We start from the raw sequence: 18,965 nt of genomic DNA, 5'->3' as shown, positions 1-18,965 counted from the left end.
ACGCAAGCACGGAGCACAGACCATGAACGACACGCACCGCAGACGCTTCCTCCAATCCACGGCCGCCCTCGGCCTGCTCGGCGCCTCGGGCGCGCTCTTCGCCGCCGGCGCGAAGATCAAGCCCGGGGACAAGGCCGTGCTGATCGTGGTCGACGTGCAGAACTGCTTCATCGACGGCGGCACGCTGCCGGTCAAGGGCGGTGCCGACGTGGTGCCGGTCATCAACCAGCTGGCCGCCTCGTTCCAGAACATCGTGGTCACGCAGGACTGGCACACCCAGGGCCATGCCTCGTTCGCGAGCGCGCACGCGGGGCAGAAGCCCTTCAGCAGCATCAAGCTGAACTACGGCAACCAGGTACTGTGGCCCGACCACTGCGTGCAGGGCACGGACGACGCGGCGCTGCACAAGGACCTCAAGCTGCCGACCGCGCAGCTGATCATCCGCAAGGGCTTCCACGCCGACGTCGACAGCTACTCGGCCTTCGAGGAGGCCGACCGCAAGACCTCGACCGGCCTGGCCGGCTACCTCAAGGCGCGCGGCATCAAGACCGTGTTCGTGACCGGCCTGGCGACCGACTTCTGCGTCGCCTGGACCGCGCTCGATGCACGCAAGGCCGGCTTCGATGCCTACGTGATCGAGGACGCCACGCGCGCCATCGACCTCAACGGCTCGCTGGCCGCGGCCTGGAAGCAGATGAGCGCCAAGGGCGTGAAGCGCATCCAGTCGGCCGACATCCAGGGCGCCTGAGAAGACGACAGGGACGCCCGGCGCTGCGCGGGCCCCCGCCGCGCATCGACACACCACAACTGCGAGACAAGACGACCCCATGACGATTTCCCTCTCCAGGCGCTCCCTGGTGGCCGGCGGCGCGGCCCTCGCGCTCGGCCCCGGCCTGCTGTCCGTTGCGCGCGCCGAGAACGGCGTGAGCGACGGCGCCATCCGCATCGGCCAGTCGGCCGTGTTCAGCGGCCCGGCCAAGGACTTCGGCATCGACTACCGCGCCGGCATCAAGCTGCACTTCGATCGCGTCAACAAGGGCGGCGGCATCAACGGGCGCCGGCTCGAGCTGGTGAGCTACGACGATGTCTACGAACCCGCGAAGACCGCGCTCAACACCGCGAAGCTGATCGACGAGGACAAGGTGTTCGCGCTCACCGGCTACGTCGCCACCGGCAACCTCGCGGCCGCGATGCCGCTGGCCGAGAAGGCGGGCGTGCCGATGTTCGCGCCGCTGGTGGGCACCACCTCGTTCCGCACCAAGACCAACCGGCTGCTGTTCCACGTGCGCGCGGGCTACGACCTCGAGCTGCGCAAGATCATCAGCCACCTGTCGACCATCGGCATCCAGTCGATCGCGGTGGTGCACCAGGACAGCGCCTTCGGCAAGTCGAACCTCGCGACCTGCGAGGAACTCGCGGCCGACTACAAGGTGAAGGTGGTCAAGACCTTCCCGCTGGCGATCGCCGCCGAGGACGCGAAGCCGGTGGTCGCGGGCCTGGCCGAGGCCAAGCCGGGCGCGGTCGTGATGATCATGGCCGGGCGCCAGGTCGAGGTCTTCATGCGCGACTACCGCGCGAGCGCGGGCGGCGCGCCGCTGTACACGCTGTCGGTCGGCATCACCGACGCGGCCGGCTCGGCGCAGCGGCTCGAGGGCAAGCTCGCGGGCCTGGTCACGGCCAGCATCGTGCCGCCGCCGCAGGCCGTGCGCGTGCCCATCGTGGCCGACTACCAGCGCGACCGCGCCGAGTTCGGCGAGAAGATCGACAGCTACACCGCGCTCGAGGGCTACATCGTCGCGCGCGTGATGGCCGAGGGCCTGCGCCGCGGCGGCAAGGCGCTCACGCGCGAGAGCTTCGTCGCGGGCCTCGAGAGCATCGGCAGCACGCGCTTCGGCGACTTCCCGATCGAGTACGGGCCGAGGAACCACAACGGCTCGAACTTCGTGGACCTGGAGATGTACACCCGTGACGGCCAGCTGCGGCGCTGAGGGCCGTGCCGAACCACTGCAGCTGAGAGTCAACGGCCGCGCGCAGGCGCTCGCGGTGCCGCGCGAGGCCTCGCTGCTGCAGGTGCTGCGCAACGACCTCGGCCTCAACGGACCCAAGTACGGCTGCGGCCTCGGCCAGTGCGGCGCCTGCACGGTGCATGTCGACGGCATGGCCGCGCGCGCCTGCGTGATCCCCGCGCACGGCGTGGCGGGCCGCGCCATCACCACGCTCGAGGGCCTGGGCACGCGTGGCGACTGGCACCCGGTGCAGGCCGCCTTCGAGGAGGCGCAGGCCGCGCAGTGCGGCTACTGCCTCAACGGCATGGTGATGCAGGTGGCGGCATTGCTGGCGCGCGAGCCGGGCGCCAGCGAGGCGCGCATCCGCAGCGAGCTCTCGGGCAACCTGTGCCGTTGCGGCACGCACATCGAGATCCTCGACGCGGCGCAGCGCGCGGCCCGCCAGCTGCGGGCGACGCAGCCATGACACGGCGCGCCGACCTGCCGCGCACGCGCGCGGAGTTCCTCGCCGCCGAGGGCGTGCTGCTGGTGGTGCGCGAGACCCCGCCGGCGCCGCCGCCGGCCCAGGGCCAGCCGGCGTTCATCGCGGGCAATCCCGCCGAGGGCGACGAGGTGCTGCTCGCCGTGTGGGACGACGGCAGCGCCTCGGCGCTCAACGGCCACGTCGACCTCGGCACCGGCATCCAGACCGCGCTGGGCCAGATCGTGGCCGAGGAGCTCGAGCTCGGCATGCCCTGCGTGCGCGTGATGCTTGGCGACACCGCGCGCGCGCCCAACCAGGGCGCGACCATCGCGAGCGCCTCGATCCAGATCCACGCGCAGCCGCTGCGCCTCGCGGCCGCGCAGGCGCGCGCCTGGCTGCTCGCGCGCGCGTCCGAGCAATTGGGCGTGGCCGTCGAGGCATTGCAGGCGCGCAACGGCATCGTGCGCGTGGCCGAGTCGCCCGACCGGCACCTGAGCTATGCCGAACTGGTGGCGGGCCAGCGCACCGTGCTCAAGCTCGATGCGAAGGCCGCCACCAAGGACCCGGCCGACTACCGCGTCGTCGGCACGCGGCAGGCGCGCGTCGACATCCCGGCCAAGCTCGCGGGCGAACTGGTCTTCGTGCACGACATGCGCGTGCCGGGCATGCTGCACGGCCGCGTGGTGCGCCCGCCCTATGCGGGCGCAGACCACGGCGACTTCATCGGCAACACGCTCGAGTCGGTCGACGAGTCGTCGATCGCCCACATTCCCGGCATCCGCGCGGTGGTGGTGATCCGCGACTTCGTCGGCATCGTGGCCGAGCGCGAGGAGCACGCCGAGCAGGCGCTGCGCGAACTGCGCGTGCGCTGGAAGCCCTGGCCCGGCATGCCCGGCCTCGACGACCTCGCGCAGGCGCTGCGCGACAACCCCTCGACGCAGCGCCTCTTGGTCGACGAGGGCGACGTCGACGGCGCGATCGCGCGCGCCGCGCATCCGATGCCGCGCACCTATGTCTGGCCCTACCAGATGCATGCCTCGATCGGGCCCTCGTGCGCGCTGGCCGAATGGCAGCCCGAGGACGGCAGCGGCATGCAACTGCGCTGCTGGGCCGGCACGCAGAACCCGCACGTGCTGCGCGCCGATCTCGCGAAGCTGCTCGGCGTGCAGGACCTGCAGGTCGACGTGGTGCGCATGGAGGCCGCGGGCTGCTATGGCCGCAACGGCGCCGACGACGTGGCCGCCGATGCCGCGCTGCTCGCGCGCGCCGTGGGCGCGCCGGTGCGCGTGCAGCTCACGCGCGAGCAGGAGCATGCGTGGGAGCCCAAGGGCGCCGCGCAACTGATGGAGATCGATGGCGGCCTCGCGGCCGACGGCAGCGTCGCGGCCTACGACTTCCAGACCTCCTATCCGTCGAACGGCGCGCCCACGCTCGCGCTGCTGCTCACGCGCGCCATCGAACCGGTGGCGCAGGCCTACGAGATGGGCGACCGCACCGCGCGCCCGCCCTATGGCTACGACAACCTGCGCGTGAAGGTCAACGACATGGCGCCGATCGTGCGCGCCTCGTGGCTGCGCGGCGTGTCGGCGCTGCCGAGCTCGTTCGCGCACGAGTCGTACATCGACGAGCTCGCGACCGCGGCCGGCGTCGACCCGGTGCAGTTCCGGCTGCGCCACCTCGAGGACCCGCGCGCGATCGAGCTGGTGGAGGCCACGGCACAAAAGGCCGGCTGGCGGCTGCGCACCGGCCCGCAGGAGAACGCCGATGGCGGGCTCGGTGCCGGCGGCGACATCCTGTTCGGCCAGGGCTTCGCCTATGCGCGCTACGTGCACAGCAAGTGGCCCGGCTTCGGCGCCGCCTGGGCCGCCTGGGTGGCCGACGTCGAGGTCAACCGCCGGACCGGCGAGGTGCATGTGCGCCGCGTGGTGGTGGGGCACGACGCGGGCCTGCTGGTCAATCCCGCGGGCGTCGAGCACCAGGTGCACGGCAACGTGATCCAGACCACGAGCCGTGCGCTCAAGGAGCAGGTGCAGTTCGCGCCGCAGTCCGGGCCGGCCGAGGGCGGCGAACGACTGCCCGGCGTGCTGCCCTCTGGCGTGGTCGCGAGCCGCGAATGGGGCAGCTACCCGATCATCAACTTCCGCGAAGTGCCGGTGATCGAGGTGATGCACATGCCGCGCCCGGGCGAGCCGTCGCTGGGTGCGGGCGAGTCCTCGTCGGTGCCGGGCACGGCGGCGATCGCGAACGCGATCTTCGATGCGACGGGCGTGCGTTTCAGGGCGCCGCCGTTCACGCCGGAGACGGTGCTGGCGGAGTTGAATCGGGGGCTGTTGCCGCCGCCGCCCGGAGAAGGCGCCGGCAAGCCGCCGGGCGATGGGGATGCCGGCGTGCCCCCATCCCGGCCTTCCCCCAGAGGGGGAAGGAGCAACACCGATGCGCCATGGCCGAAGCGCAAGAGCCTGTGGGCCACGGGCGCCGCGCTCGTGGTCGGCGGCATCGGCGTCGTCGCGGGCCTGCTCGGCTGGCGCTCGGCGATCGCGCCGGTGTCGCTCACCGCGCCGGTCTACAGCGAGGCCACCATCGAGCGCGGCCGCGTGCTCGCGGCGCTCGGCGATTGCGCGGTCTGCCACACCGCGCCGGGCGGCGCGCCCAACGCCGGCGGCCGCGCGATGGACACGCCCTTCGGCACGCTCTACACCACCAACCTCACGCCCGATGCCGAGACCGGCCTCGGCCGCTGGTCCTTCAGCGCCTTCCAGCGCGCGATGCGCGAGGGCGTGTCGCGCGACGGCCATCACCTCTATCCGGCCTTCCCCTACACCGCCTTCGCGAAGACCAGCGACGACGACCTGCAGGCGCTCTATGCCTACTTCATGGCGATGCCCGCGGTGCGCGCCGAAACGCCGAAGTCCGAACTCAAGTTCCCGTTCAGCCTGCGGCCGCTGATGGCCGGATGGAACGCGCTCTTCCACGATCCCGCGCCGCTCGCGCCCGTGGCCACGCAGAGCGCCGAGTGGAACCGCGGTGCCTACCTCGTCAACGGCCTCGGCCATTGCGGCGCCTGCCACACGCCGCGCAACGCGCTCGGCGCGGAGCAGGGCGGCAGCGCCTTCCTGTCGGGCGCGATGGTCGATGGCTGGGAGGCGCCGTCGCTCACGATGCGCTCGAAGTCCGCCATGCCCTGGGATGCCGAGTCGCTCTACCGCTACCTGCGCGACGGCCACTCTCCGCGCCACGGCATCGCGGGCGGCCCGATGGCCGAGGTGGTGCGCGAGCTCGGCGCCGTGCCCGATGCCGACGTCCGCGCGATGGCGACCTACCTCGCCTCGTTCAATCCCGAGCCATTGCCCGAGGCCGCCGCGCAGGCCGAGGCGCGGCGCATCGTCGACACCGCGGCGCGCACGCAGGGCCGGCTGCTCGGTCCCGCGCAGCGCATGTTCGACAGCGCCTGCGCCGCCTGCCATCACGACGGCGACGGTCCCACGCTGCTGGGCGTGAACACGCCGCTCGCGCTCAACGGCAACCTCGCGAGCGCGAAGCCCGACAACCTGCTGCGCACCATCCTCGATGGCGTGCGCCATCCCGCGACGCGCGACATCGGCTTCATGCCGGCCTTCCGCGACGCGCTCGACGACCGCCAGATCGCCGAGCTCGCGGGCTACATGCGCGCACGCTTCGCGCCGCGGGAGCCGGCCTGGCCCGACCTGCAGGCCGAGGTCGCGCGCGCGTGCGCGCCGCGCCGGGTCACTGAGGCCGCGAGTCCCTGTCGATGGAAGACCGCACGCCGTGGCGCGTGCGGCGCTACGATGCCCGCGCATTCCTTCCAACCTCCAGAGACAACCACCGCCATGCCACTCGATCTCCAGACTGCCACCAGCCTTCCGCAAGACGCCGACCGGGCCACCCTCGTCGGCCGTCTCTGGCAACCGGGCGTGGGCCCCGTGCTCGTGGCCGTGCAGGGCGACGGTCTGCACGATCTGTCGCAGCTCGCGCCCACGATGAGCGACCTGCTCGAGCTGCAGGAGCCGCCCGCCGATGCCGTGCAGCGCGTGCTGCGCAGCGGCCAGGCGCCGCGCATCGCAGCGCTGGCCGAGGTGCTCGCCAACAGCGACGGCGGCGCGCGCGACGAGGACCGGCCCTGGCTGCTCGCGCCCTGCGACCTGCAGGCCGTCAAGGCCAGCGGCGTGACCTTCGTCGCGAGCCTGCTCGAGCGCGTGATCGAGGAACAGGCGCGCGGCGACGCATCGAAGGCCGAGGCCACGCGCGCGGCGCTCGGCGGCGTGCTCGGCGACAACCTCGCCGACATCGTGCCGGGCTCGCCCGAGGCGATGAAGGCCAAGGAGGTGCTGATCGCGCAGGGCGCATGGTCGCAGTACCTCGAGGTCGGCATCGGGCCCGACGCGGAGATCTTCACCAAGGCGCCCGTGCTCTCGTCGGTGGGCACGGGGGCCGACATCGGCATCCACGCGGCCTCGGTGTGGAACAACCCCGAGCCCGAGGTCGTGCTCGCCGTCAACAGCCGCGGCGAGACCCTGGGCGCCGCGCTCGGCAACGACGTCAACCTGCGCGACTTCGAAGGCCGCAGCGCGCTGCTGCTGGGCAAGGCGAAGGACAACAACGCCTCGTGCGCGATCGGTCCGTTCATCCGGCTGTTCGATGCGCACTTCGGCATCGCGCAGGTGCGCCGCATCACGGTGGCGCTCGAGGTGCGCGGCCCCGAGGGCTTCGTGCTCGAGGGCTCGAGCTCGCTCGCGAAGATCAGCCGCGATCCGCTCGACCTCGTGGCGCAGGCCATCGGCATCCATCACGACTATCCCGACGGCCTCATGCTGTTCCTCGGCACGATGTTCGCGCCCACGCAGGACCGCCACGGTCCGGGCCAGGGCTTCACGCACACGGTCGGCGACATCGTGCGCATCGCGGCGCCCGAACTCGGCGCGCTCGTCAATCGCGTCGCGCATGCCGACAAGGCCCCGCGCTGGACCTTCGGCATCGGCGCGCTGATGCGCAACCTCGGCGCGCGCGGCCTCCTGCATTGAGTTCTGTCATGGTGCCGTCATGCACTGTTAAGCCGTACTGTGTAACGATCTTTGAAGATGTACTTCTTTGTGATTCATAGACGGCACGATGACCTCAGATGTAGTTGACCGGCTCCTCGCTTCCACTCAAGATAACTAAAGATTCGTTAATGTTTTGACTGGTTGAACGAGGGAGAACGGGTGTCGCAGGCAGAGATCGAGCTTTTGCAAAAGCCCGTCGAGGGTCCGCTTCCGTGCGGTGAGGATCTGGAATACGACGCCGATTTCATGGCGTTGCAGCAGGCGACGCTCGGCAAGCGCGAGCAGCAGTTCGGCAACACGATCATTCCGGCCGAACCGCCCGACTGGACCAAGGTCGAGCGCATTGCCAAGCAGCTGTGCGAGCGCACGCGCGACCTGCGCGTGCTGGTGCCGCTCACGCTCGCGTGGACCGAGAGCCGTGGCCTGCCGGGTTACGTCGAAGGGCTGCAACTGGTCGACGTGGTGCTGCAGACCTTCTGGGACGACGTGCATCCGCGCGTGGTCGAGGGTGGCGACGAGGACCCGCTGCCGCGCATGAATGCACTGGCCGCGCTGGCCGAGAGCGAAGGCATCGGGCGCAGCGTGCGCGATGCGCGATTGCTCGACGACGGCGGCGTGACGATGACCTTGCGGCAGGTCGAGGCGCTGCTCGATTCGAGCAAGGCCGACCAGATCGACTACCCGGGTGGCGTGGGCCGCCTGCGCGAGGCCGCGCGCCGCGCGCACGACAACGACGCGCCGCCGATCGTCGCGCTGCGCGCCGCGCTCGCGCTGCTGCAACGCATCCGCGAGACCTCGGAACGCGCGCTGGGCCAGAGCTGGGCCCCCGATTTCTCGCGCCTCGAACGTTCGATGCGCACGGTGGCGCAGCTGCTGCCCGAGAAGGCATTGCAGTCCGTGGCCGAAGCGCCGCCGAGCGAACGCCAGAGCCCTTCGGCGAGCGATCCGGCCGCGCCGGCCGCGGCGCCCATGGCGGTGGCGACCGCTGCAAGTGGCGGTCCCGGCCTACGCGCGATCGGTATCAACGATATTGAAATAACGAGCCGCGAAGATGTGCAGGTGTTGTTGGAAAAGGCTTGCCGGTACCTGGAGCGCGCGGAGCCCAGCCATCCCGCGCCCCTGCTGATACGCAGGGCGCAGAAGCTGCTCGCGCTCAACTTCTTCCAGATCATCGAGGAGCTCATGCCCGAGGGACTGCAGAAGCTGGAAAGCCTGGCCGGACGGCCACCGGGGTCCGACGCATCGGAGTAGGCGCCGGCGACCGGCGCACGCGGTCCGCACGCATTCGATCGAAGAATCAAGAGGAAGCTTTATGGCAGACAACCGTGTCAGGAACAGTGGTCAGAAGTTCATCGCGCGCAACCGCGCGCCGCGCGTGCAGATCGAGTACGACGTCGAGATCTACGGCAGCGAACGCAAGATCCAGCTGCCCTTCGTGATGGGCGTGATCGCCGACCTCGCGGGCAAGCAGGTCGACCCGATGCCCGACCTCGCCGAGCGCGAGTTCATGGCGGTGGACATCGACAACTTCGACGACCGCATGAAGTCGATCAAGCCGCGCGTGGCCTTCCAGGTGCCCAACACGCTGACCGGCGATGGCCAGCTCAACGTCGACATCACCTTCGACAGCATGGACGACTTCTCGCCCGCGCGCATCGCGCGCCAGGTCGACGCGCTGCAGCAGCTGCTCGACGCGCGCACCGAGCTGTCGAACCTGCTGTCCTATATGGACGGCAAGAACGGCGCCGAGCAACTCATCGCGCAGGCGCTGCAGAACCCGGCGCTGCTGAAGTCGCTGGCCACCAGCCCGAACCCCGCGGTGGCCAGCGCCATCGACGCGGCCGCGGAGAAGCCGGCGGGCACGCCGGGCACCGCCGAGTAAGCGCGAGCCGATCACGTCGACAGGACCATCACCATGAGTACCGTGCAAAAACAATCCGCGCGCGCCCAGCAGACCGTCGAGGCGCTCGAGCCGAACGAGTTCTCCGACCTGCTCCAGCGCGAGTTCAAGCCCAAGACCGACCAGGCGCGCGAGGCGGTGCAGAACGCCGTCAAGACGCTGGCGGTGCAGGCGCTCGAGAGCTCCGTCACCATCTCCAACGATGCCTATCGCACGGTGCAGGCCATCATCACGGAGATCGACCGCAAGCTCTCCGAGCAGATCAACCAGATCCTGCACCACGAGGACTTCCAGCAGCTCGAGGGTGCCTGGCGCGGCCTGCACTATCTCGTGAACAACACCGAGACCGACGAGCAGCTCAAGATCCGCGTGATGTGCGCCTCCAAGCGCGAAGTCGCGCGCTCGCTCAAGCGCCACAAGGGCATCGGCTGGGACCAGAGCCCGCTGTTCAAGAAGATCTACGAGGCCGAGTACGGCCAGTTCGGCGGCGAGCCCTTCGGCGCGCTGATCGGCGACTTCCACTTCGACCACAGCCCGCCCGACGTCGAGATGCTCGGCGAGATGGCGAAGATCGCCGCGGCCGCGCACTGCCCCTTCATCGCGGGCGCCTCGCCGACCGTGATGCAGATGGAGTCGTGGCAGGAACTCTCGAATCCGCGCGACCTGACGAAGATCTTCCACAACACCGAGCACACCGCGTGGCGTTCGCTGCGCGAGTCGGAGGATGCGCGCTACATCGGCCTGGCGATGCCGCGCTTCCTGGCACGCCTGCCCTATGGCGCGCGCACCAACCCGGTCGACGAGTTCGAGTTCGAGGAAGAGACCGACTCGGCCGCGCACAACCGCTACACCTGGGCCAACTCGGCCTATGCGATGGGCGTGAACATCAACCGCTCGTTCAAGCAGTACGGCTGGTGCACCTCGATCCGCGGCGTGGAATCGGGCGGCGCGGTCGAGAACCTGCCGACCCACACCTTCCCGACCGACGACGGCGGCGTGGACATGAAGTGCCCGACCGAGATCGCGATCAGCGACCGGCGCGAGGCCGAGCTCGCGAAGAACGGCTTCATGCCGCTGGTGCACCGCAAGAACTCCGACTTCGCGGCCTTCATCGGCGCCCAGTCGCTGCAGCAGCCGGCCGAGTACTACGACGCCGACGCCACGGCCAACGCGAACCTGGCGGCGCGCCTGCCCTACCTGTTCGCCTGCTGCCGCTTCGCGCACTACCTGAAGTGCATCGTCCGCGACAAGATCGGTTCGTTCCGCGAGCGCGAGGACATGGAGCGCTGGCTCAACGACTGGATCATGAACTACGTCGACGGCAGCCCCGGCACCTCGTCGCAGGACACCAAGGCGATGAAGCCGCTGGCCGCCGCCGAGGTCCAGGTGGAACCGATCGAGGACAACCCCGGCTACTACGCCGCCAAGTTTTTTCTCCGGCCGCACTACCAGCTCGAAGGGCTCACGGTGTCGTTGCGGCTGGTTTCGAAGCTGCCGTCCAACAAGAAGGACAGCAGCTAATTCAACAGTGCTCCGATGGGGCACGCACAACTCCGGGGGTTAATGATGGCAGTAGACATGTTCATGCGCGTCGAAGGCGCGAACGGCGAATCCAAGGACTCGAACCACAAGGACTGGACCGACATCAAGTCGTTCGCGTGGGGTGCGACGCAGCCTGGAAACATGGTGAGCGGCGGTGGCGGCGGCGTGGGCAAGGCCAGCTTCAACGACCTGCAGGTGCTCGCGCGCATCGACAAGGCGGCACCGTCCGTCATGAAGAACTGCGCCAGCGGCAAGCACCTGAGCAAGGTCGAGGTCTCGGTCTGCAAGGCCGGTGGCGGACAGATCGAATACACGCGGGTGACGCTCGAGGAAGTGCTGGTCACTTCGGTCCAGTACACGGCCGAGCAGGGCAGCGACGCGGTGTTCGTGCAGTACGCGTTCCAGGCCGCCAAGGTCAAGCAGCAGTACTGGGAACAGACCGACAAGGGCGGCAAGGGCGCCGAAACCCAGCTCGGCTGGAACATCAAGGAAAACAAGGAAGCCTGATCTTCCGCGGGCCCGGCCGGGCTCGCGGGCGGCGCCTCGGTGCCGCGGGCGAGCCGGTCTCCGGCTGACGGTCCTGGGGCCGCCAGCCGAAGGCCGAGCGGCGAAGGCGGTGCATGGCGCCGCCATCGCACGGCAAAGGCCACGGCCCCGCGAAGCGGGCGTCGGCAGGCCACGAGCGATATCCAACCACCGACCACGGCGGCGGCTCTGGCATCACAGGGCCGGGACCGTGCATTGGCGAAACGACAGAGGAGGCTGCTTCATGGGCGATGCGTTTGCAGGGCTGGGCGAGCGCTCGGTGGCCGAGCACACCGAGGGGATACAGCGGCAGATCCGCGCCGATCCCCAGAACGCCAGCCTGCGCCTCGCGCTGTGCCACTTCCTCGCGCTGCGCGGCGAGTGGCAGCGCGCCGAGGACCAGCTCAAGGCAGCCGTCAAGTTCGATCCCTCGTTCACGCCCGCGAGCGCCACCTGCTCGATGGCGCTGGCCGGCGAACGCCAGCGCAGCGCCTTCTGGGCCGGCGATGCCGCGCGCGCGCCCGCCGTGCTCGGCGACGGCGCGGACTGGGTCGATGCCCTGCTCGCGGCCGCCGCGCTGCCGGCCGACCAGGCCGACGAGGCGGCCCGGCTGCGCGAATCGGCGCGCGATGCCACGCCCGCGCTGCGCGGCCTGCTGCAGGCCGTGGACCGCTCGGGCGACGCGACGGGCGAGCCGGTCGACGGCGAGGCGATCGAGCGCATCGACATCGATTGGCTCTGCGACGGCGACGCGCGCCTTGGCGCCGCGCTCGAAGTCATCACGCCCGCGGGCTATGGCTGGCTGCCGCTGCCCTCGGTGCGCCGCCTGACGTTCCAGCGGCCGCAGCACCTGGTCGATCTGCTGTGGTCGCCGGTGCAGGTCGAGTTGGCCGATGGCCGCGCGCTGGCCGTGCTGGTGCCGGTGCGCTATGCCGGCGATCTGGCCACGCTCGAGGACGGCCTCGCGCTCGCGCGCCGTACCGACTGGCTGCCGCTGGCCGGCGAGGCCGCGTTCGCGGGCGCGGGCCAGCGCACCTTGATCAGCGACGCGGGCGACCATGCGCTGCTCGAGCTGCGCGGCATCGAATTCACCGCCGGGGAGGCCGCCTGATGGCCACGGCCGGCGCCTCCGCCTGGTCGGGGCTCGATGCCGAGGGCGAGCAGGAGAGCGTCGCGCGCGACCGGCTGCAGCCGGTGCTGCTCGATCGCCTCACCGACAAGCAGCCGAGCAACCGCCAGGAGCGCGCGGGCGCCTTCCTGATGAGCGGCAAGCTGCTGCGCGACTCGGTGCTGCGCGACCTGCAGTGGCTGCTGAACACCACCAACTTCGGCACCGCGCATTCGATCCAGAACCTGCCGCGCGCGCGCCGCTCGGTCGTCAACTACGGCGTGCGCGGCTGGGCCGGCGGGCGCATGTCGGAGGTCGACTTCGCCGACGTCGAGGCCGCGATCCGCACCGCCATCATCGACTTCGAGCCGCGCATCATGAAGGACAGCATCGACGTGCGCTGCGTGACCGACGCCACCGAGCTCGAGCACCACAACCTGCTCGCGCTCGAGATCCGCGGCACCCTGTGGTCGGTGCCCTACCCGATCGAGTTCATCCTTCGCTCGGAGCTCGACCTCGAAAGCGGCCACATGATGCTGCGCCCCACCGGAGGCCTCTGATGGACGCGCGGCTGCTCGACTACTACAACCGCGAACTCACCTACATGCACGAGCTCGGTGCCGAGTTCGCGCAGCGCTATCCGAAGATCGCGGGCCGCCTGGGCATGCGCGGCATCGAGGTCAGCGATCCCTACGTCGAGCGGCTGCTCGAGGGCTTCAGCTTCCTCACGGCGCGCATCCAGCTCAAGATGGATGCCGAGTTCCCGCGCTTCTCGCAGCGGCTGCTCGAGGTGGTCTATCCGAACTTCCTCGCGCCGCTGCCGGCCATGGGCGTGGTGCAGATCGACGGCAACCTCAACGAGGGCTCGCTGAAGGCCGGCTACGAGCTGCCGCGCCACACGATCCTGCGCGGGCGCATGATCAAGGGCGAGCAGACGGCCTGCGAGTTCCGCACCGGCCACGCGGTCACGCTGTGGCCGATCCGCATCGCCGAGGCCAGCCTCGGGCCGGTGCCGGCCGAGATCCTGCATGCGCTGCCGATCGTCGCGCGGCAGGCCAAAAGCGCGATCACGATCAAGCTCGAGGCCGTGGGCGGCGCGCGCTTCGCCGAGATGCCGCTCGATCGGCTCGAGTTCTTCCTCTCGGGCGCCGAGCTGCATGCGCTGCGCGTGCTCGAACTCGCGGTGCACCACTCGATCGGCACGGTCTGCCGCAGCGGCCCCGGCACCGCGGGCCAGGGCACGCGCATCGTGCCGCTGGGCGAGGAGGCGATCCGCCACGAGGGCTTCGAGCCCGACCAGTCGCTGCTGCCCTACGACGCGCGCTCGTTCCAGGGCTACCGGCTGCTGCACGAGTACTTCGCCTTCCCCGAGCGCTACCTGTTCTTCAGCGTCAACAAGCTGCGTGCCGCGGCCGCGGCGATGAGCGGCAACACGATGGAGATCGTGATCCTGCTCGACCGCGCCGACGGCGACCTCGAGCGGCTGGTCGACGCGCGCCAGTTCTCGCTGTTCTGCACGCCGATCGTCAACCTGGTGCCGCGCCGCAGCGACCGCATCCCTGTGGGCCCGGGCCAGCACGAGCACCATGCGGTGATCGACCGCACGCGGCCGCGCGACTTCGAGATCTTCACGGTCGAGCGCGTGGTCGGCCACATGAGCAACGGCTCCGAGGAGCGCGAGTTCCGGCCCTTCCTCGGTTCCTTCGCCTCCGACGACGGCGACTTCGGCGCCTACTTCTCGGTGCGGCGCGAACCGCGGCTGGTGTCGGACCGCGCACGCGCGCAGGGCACGCGCACCAGCTACACCGGCAGCGAGATCTACGTCTCGCTGGTGGACCAGCACGACGCGCCCTTTCCGCACAGCCTGCGCCACATCACGCTCGACGCGCTGTGCACCAACCGCGACCTGCCGCTGTTGTTGCCCACGGGCCTGGAGTCGGACTTCACGCTGCGCGTGTCGGCGCCGGTGCGCGCGATCCGCATCCTGCGCGGTCCCTCGCGGCCCTATCCGGCGCTGGCCGAGGGCGCGCTGACCTGGCGCCTCATCAGCCACCTGGGCCTCAACTACCTGAGCCTCACCGACGTCGATGCCGAGCAGGGTGCGGCCGCGCTGCGCGAGATGCTCGACCTCTACGGCAACCTCGCCGATCCCTCGGTGCGCCGGCAGATCCAGGGCGTGCGCTCGATGAAGCTGGCGCCGGTGTTCCGCCGCCTGCCCGAGCCGGGCCCGATCGTCTTCGGCCGCGGCGTGGAGATCGCGCTGAAGCTCGACGAGACCGCCTTCTCGGGCGCGAGCCCGTATCTGTTCGGCGCCGTGCTCGAGCAGTTCTTCAGCCGCCACGTGTCGCTCAACGCCTTCACCGAGTTCTCGCTGTCCAGCCTGCAGCGCGGCGACATCGCGCGCTGGACGCCGCGCATCGGACGCCGACCCGCCGTATGAACAGCACCACCGACCTCCGCGAGGACACCGGCGCCGCGCAGGACACGCCGGCGAGCGACGCGGCGGATCGGGTGCTCGACCACGAGGCGGGGGCCGCCGCCGCGCCGCCGCCCGCGCGCGGCCTGCCGCAGGTCGATCCGGCGCTGTGGGCCGGCCTGGTCGAGCAGCCGTTCGAGCACGACCTCTTCATGCTGCTGCGCCGGCTCGATGCGCACGGCGACCATCCGCTGCTGGGCCGCGCGCCGCGCCCGCTCGACGAGCCGCTGCGCCTCGGCCAGGAGCCCTCGATGGCCTTCGCGCCCTCGAACGTCTCGGGCGTGGACGACAGCCGCGACGGCCCGCCGCAGATCTCGATCTACGGCTTCGGCCTGTTCGGCCCCAACGGCCCGCTGCCGCTGCACCTGACCGAGTACGCGCGCGAGCGCAAGCGGCACCACAACGACCACACGCTCAGCGCCTTCGCCGACCTGTTCCACCACCGGCTGATCCTTCTGTTCTACCGCGCCTGGGCCGATGCCCAGTCGGTCAACAGCCTCGACCGGCCCGACGGCCACCGCTTCGTTGAGTACGTCGCGAGCCTCATGAACATGGGGCAGCCCGGGCTCAAGGAACGCGACCGCATCGCCGACCATGCGCGCACCCACATGGCGGGCCACCTGGTGCGCCAGACGCGCAATCCCGAGGGCCTGATCCAGATCCTGCGCCTGTATTTCGACCTGCCGGTGCGCATCGAGGAGTTCGTGAGCGACTGGGTGACCATCGACGAACCGCAGGTCAGCCGCATCGGCCTGTTCGGGCGCAACCACCGGCTCGGCGCCGGCGCCACCATCGGCCTGGCCGTGCGCGATGCGCAGAGCAAGTTCCGCCTCGAGCTCGGTCCGCTGACGCTCGAGCAGTACCGCGCCTTCCTGCCCGGCAGCCGGCGGCTGCAGCAGGTGGTCGACTGGGTGCGCCAGTACGTCGGCATCGAATTCGCGTGGGAGCTGCGGCTCGTGCTGCGCAAGGAGGAGGCCGGCGGCATGCAGCTCAGCGGCGGCCAGCGCCTGGGCTGGGGCAGCTGGCTCGGCACCCGCCTGTCCGACACCGATGCCGGCGACCTGGTGTTCGCGCCCGAGGCCCTGCATTCGCGTTCCGCATCCACCGCTTCCCACACCTCCGCTTCCTTCACCCAGGCCTCATGACCGACATCCGCCGCGTCTCGCTGTTCTCCAAGCTCAACCCGATGCTCTACAAGGCATTGGAGACCGCCACCGCCTTCGCCAAGCTGCGTGGCAATGCCTACGTCGAGCTCGTGCACTGGCTGCACCAGATCCTGCAGCTGCAGGACAGCGACCTGCTGCGCATCGTCAAGCGCGCCGGCCTCAACCTCGACGCGGTCGAGCAGGACCTGGTGCGCGCGCTCGACCGGCTGCCGCACGGCGCGACCTCGATCAGCGACATCTCCGAGCACGTCGACAGCGCGGTCGAGCGGGCCTGGGTCTATGCCAGCCTGCGCTTCGAGGCGACCTCGATCCGCGGCGCCTACCTGCTCGCGGGCATCGTCAAGACGCCGGGGCTGCGCCAGGTGCTCTCGGGCATCTCGCGCGAGTTCGACAAGCTGGTGCCCGACGTGCTGATCGCGCAGCTGCCGGCCTGGACCGAAGGCTCGCCCGAGGACGACTACGACGTCGCGCCCGAACCCGTGGCCGGCGGCGCGCCGAACCCGGCCGGTGCCGCGCCGCAGGCCGCGGGCGGCTCGGCGCTCGCCAAGTACGCGAGCGACCTCACGGCCAAGGCGCGCGCGGGCGAGCTCGATCCGGTCTACGGCCGCGACGACGAGATCCGCCAGATCGTCGACATCCTGATGCGCCGGCGCCAGAACAACCCGCTGCTCACGGGCGAGGCCGGCGTAGGCAAGACCGCGGTGGTCGAGGGCCTGGCGCAGCGCCTGGCCGCGGGCGACGTGCCGCCCTCGCTGCGCGAGGTCTCGCTGTGGGTGCTCGATCCCACGCTGCTGCAGGCCGGCGCGGGCGTGAAGGGCGAGTTCGAGCAGCGGCTGCGGCAGGTGATCGACGAGGTCGAGAAGAGCCCGAAGCCGATCGTGCTGTTCGTCGACGAGGTCCACACGCTGGTGGGCGCGGGCGGCACCGCCGGCACCGGCGACGCCGCCAACCTGCTCAAGCCCGCGCTCGCGCGCGGCCGGCTGCGCACCATCGGCGCCACCACCTGGTCGGAGTACAAGAAATACATCGAGAAGGACCCGGCGCTCACGCGGCGCTTCCAGACCATCCAGGTGCAGGAGCCGACCGAGCCCAAGGCCGTGATCATGCTGCGCGGCATCTCGGCCGAGCTCGAGAAGCACCACGGCGTGCTGATCCTCGACGCCGCGCTCGAGGCCGCCGTGAGCCTGTCGCACCGCTACATTCCCGCGCGCCAGCTGCCCGACAAGGCCGTGAGCCTGCTCGACACCGCCTGCGCGCGCGTGGCGCTGAGCCAGCATGCGCTGCCGGCCGCGCTCGAGGACCTGCAGCGGCGCATCGAGGTGCTGGGCATCGAGTCAGGCATCGCGCAGCGCGAGGCCGCGATCGGTGTCGGCGAGGCGCAGCGCGTGCAGGACATCGCGGCGCAGATCGATGCCGCCCAGGCCGAACTCGCGACGCTCGAGCAAAGGCGCACCGAGGAGAGCGAACTGGTCGAGCGCATCGTGGCGTTGCGCCGTCGGCTCTCGCCGGCGGCGGTGCCGGTGCAGGCCGAGGAGGTCGACGAGGAGGGCGATGAAGAAGACAGCGCGGAGGCCGCACCGGCGCCCGTCGAGACCGAGCCCGAGCCCGAAGCCTCGCCCGAGCAGATGCGTGCCGAACTCGACGCGGCGCAGCGCAAGCTTGCGCAACTGCAGGGCGAATCGCCGCTGATCCTCGCCGCGGTCGATGCGCAGGCCGTGGCCACGGTGGTGGCCGACTGGACCGGCATCCCGATCGGGCGCATGGTGCGCGACGATGCGCAGTCGGTGCTGCGGCTCGGCGAGATCCTGTCGCAGCGCGTGGTCGCGCAGACCGATGCGCTCGACACCATCGCGCGGCGCATCCGCACCGCGCGCGCGCGGCTGGACAACCCCAACAAGCCGGTCGGCGTGTTCCTGCTGTGCGGCCCCTCGGGCGTGGGCAAGACCGAGACCGCGCTCGCGCTGTCGGAGGCGCTGTACGGCGGCGAGCAGAACCTCGTCACCATCAACATGAGCGAGTTCCAGGAGTCGCACACCGTCTCCACGCTCAAGGGCGCGCCCCCCGGCTACGTGGGCTACGGCGAGGGCGGCGTGCTGACCGAGGCGGTGCGTCGGCGGCCCTACAGCGTGGTGCTGCTCGACGAGATCGAGAAGGCCCATCCCGACGTGCACGAGATCTTCTTCCAGGTCTTCGACAAGGGCTGGATGGAGGACGGCGAGGGCCGGCACATCGACTTCCGCAACACCGTGATCATCATGACCTCGAACGTCGGCACCGACCTGGTCATGCAGCTGTGCGAGGACCCGGTGCTGCGCCCCGACCCCGAGCCGCTGGCGCAGGCGCTGCGCGAGCCGCTGCTCAAGGTGTTCGCGCCCGCGCTGCTCGGCCGGCTGGTGGTGGTGCCCTACTACCCGCTGCATGCCGACGCGCTGCACCGCATCATCCGGCTGCAGCTCGACCGCGTGGCCGCGCGTCTGCAGGCCAACCACGGCATTACCTTGGGTTACACCGACAGCGCCGTGGAGCTTGTGGCGCGCCGGTGTACGGCCATAGAGTCGGGTGGACGGATGATCGATGCGATCCTCACGCACACCATCCTGCCGCGATTGAGCGAGGAAGTCATTGGCGCCACGGTCAGCGGGCGCAAGCTCGCGGGCGTCGAGCTGTCGGCGCAGGGCGACGACTTCCACTACGCGTTTACCGAAACCAGCTAAGCGAA

General features: G+C 70.5%; 13 protein-coding genes and 1 pseudogene. All 14 read left to right on the top strand.

The features are described from left to right. Nucleotides 1–22 precede the first annotated feature (22 nt). Nucleotides 23–748 (top strand): bifunctional nicotinamidase/pyrazinamidase, encoded by a 726-nt coding sequence (pncA, locus tag ACHMXE_RS42465; RefSeq protein WP_057593414.1) that lies wholly within the window; start codon nucleotides 23–25, stop codon nucleotides 746–748. Nucleotides 749–827: 79 nt separating this feature from the next. Continuing rightward, complete coding sequence (locus ACHMXE_RS42460; protein ID WP_395349422.1) at nucleotides 828–1,988, top strand: ABC transporter substrate-binding protein; 1,161 nt, start codon at nucleotides 828–830, stop codon at nucleotides 1,986–1,988. Further along, on the top strand, nucleotides 1,966–2,472 hold the full coding sequence (locus ACHMXE_RS42455; RefSeq protein ID WP_203203675.1) for a (2Fe-2S)-binding protein: 507 nt from the start codon (nucleotides 1,966–1,968) through the stop codon (nucleotides 2,470–2,472). The genes ACHMXE_RS42460 and ACHMXE_RS42455 overlap by 23 nt, the downstream gene beginning before the upstream one ends. Continuing rightward, nucleotides 2,469–6,220, top strand: a pseudogene (locus tag ACHMXE_RS42450) (molybdopterin cofactor-binding domain-containing protein). Before ACHMXE_RS42455 ends, ACHMXE_RS42450 begins: the two are co-directional and overlap by 4 nt. A gap of 97 nt (nucleotides 6,221–6,317) precedes the next feature. Beyond that, nucleotides 6,318–7,508 carry a fumarylacetoacetate hydrolase family protein gene (locus tag ACHMXE_RS42445; protein WP_395349421.1) on the top strand — a complete coding sequence of 397 codons (1,191 nt, stop codon included), beginning with the start codon at nucleotides 6,318–6,320 and terminating at the stop codon, nucleotides 7,506–7,508. A gap of 180 nt (nucleotides 7,509–7,688) precedes the next feature. Beyond that, the gene (tssA, locus tag ACHMXE_RS42440; RefSeq protein ID WP_395349420.1) at nucleotides 7,689–8,780 is read left to right on the top strand and encodes a type VI secretion system protein TssA; all 1,092 of its coding nucleotides are present in this window, start codon (nucleotides 7,689–7,691) and stop codon (nucleotides 8,778–8,780) included. 61 nt (nucleotides 8,781–8,841) lie between these two features. Further along, nucleotides 8,842–9,411 (top strand): type VI secretion system contractile sheath small subunit, encoded by a 570-nt coding sequence (gene tssB, locus ACHMXE_RS42435; protein WP_203203679.1) that lies wholly within the window; start codon nucleotides 8,842–8,844, stop codon nucleotides 9,409–9,411. 33 nt (nucleotides 9,412–9,444) lie between these two features. Continuing rightward, on the top strand, nucleotides 9,445–10,950 hold the full coding sequence (gene tssC, locus ACHMXE_RS42430; RefSeq protein WP_057593408.1) for a type VI secretion system contractile sheath large subunit: 1,506 nt from the start codon (nucleotides 9,445–9,447) through the stop codon (nucleotides 10,948–10,950). A gap of 45 nt (nucleotides 10,951–10,995) precedes the next feature. Further along, on the top strand, nucleotides 10,996–11,478 hold the full coding sequence (locus ACHMXE_RS42425) for a type VI secretion system tube protein Hcp (protein WP_057593445.1): 483 nt from the start codon (nucleotides 10,996–10,998) through the stop codon (nucleotides 11,476–11,478). A 262-nt stretch (nucleotides 11,479–11,740) separates the two neighbouring features. Further along, on the top strand, nucleotides 11,741–12,607 hold the full coding sequence (locus tag ACHMXE_RS42420; protein ID WP_395349419.1) for a type VI secretion system accessory protein TagJ: 867 nt from the start codon (nucleotides 11,741–11,743) through the stop codon (nucleotides 12,605–12,607). Next, nucleotides 12,607–13,164 carry a type VI secretion system baseplate subunit TssE gene (gene tssE, locus ACHMXE_RS42415; protein ID WP_203203681.1) on the top strand — a complete coding sequence of 186 codons (558 nt, stop codon included), beginning with the start codon at nucleotides 12,607–12,609 and terminating at the stop codon, nucleotides 13,162–13,164. The genes ACHMXE_RS42420 and tssE overlap by 1 nt, the downstream gene beginning before the upstream one ends. Further along, on the top strand, nucleotides 13,164–15,044 hold the full coding sequence (gene tssF / locus ACHMXE_RS42410) for a type VI secretion system baseplate subunit TssF (RefSeq protein WP_395349418.1): 1,881 nt from the start codon (nucleotides 13,164–13,166) through the stop codon (nucleotides 15,042–15,044). The genes tssE and tssF overlap by 1 nt, the downstream gene beginning before the upstream one ends. Further along, the gene (gene tssG / locus ACHMXE_RS42405; protein WP_395349417.1) at nucleotides 15,041–16,225 is read left to right on the top strand and encodes a type VI secretion system baseplate subunit TssG; all 1,185 of its coding nucleotides are present in this window, start codon (nucleotides 15,041–15,043) and stop codon (nucleotides 16,223–16,225) included. Before tssF ends, tssG begins: the two co-directional genes overlap by 4 nt. Continuing rightward, nucleotides 16,222–18,960, top strand: a complete 2,739-nt coding sequence (gene tssH, locus ACHMXE_RS42400) for a type VI secretion system ATPase TssH (protein ID WP_395349416.1) — start codon at nucleotides 16,222–16,224, stop codon at nucleotides 18,958–18,960. Before tssG ends, tssH begins: the two co-directional genes overlap by 4 nt. Nucleotides 18,961–18,965 lie beyond the last annotated feature (5 nt).

Origin of the sequence: Variovorax sp. UC122_21 (assembly GCF_044056785.1) — a bacterium.
Classification (GTDB): domain Bacteria; phylum Pseudomonadota; class Gammaproteobacteria; order Burkholderiales; family Burkholderiaceae_C; genus Variovorax.
The sequence above is the reverse complement of the archived record's forward strand: the minus strand, read 5'-3'. Positions and strand labels throughout refer to the sequence as shown.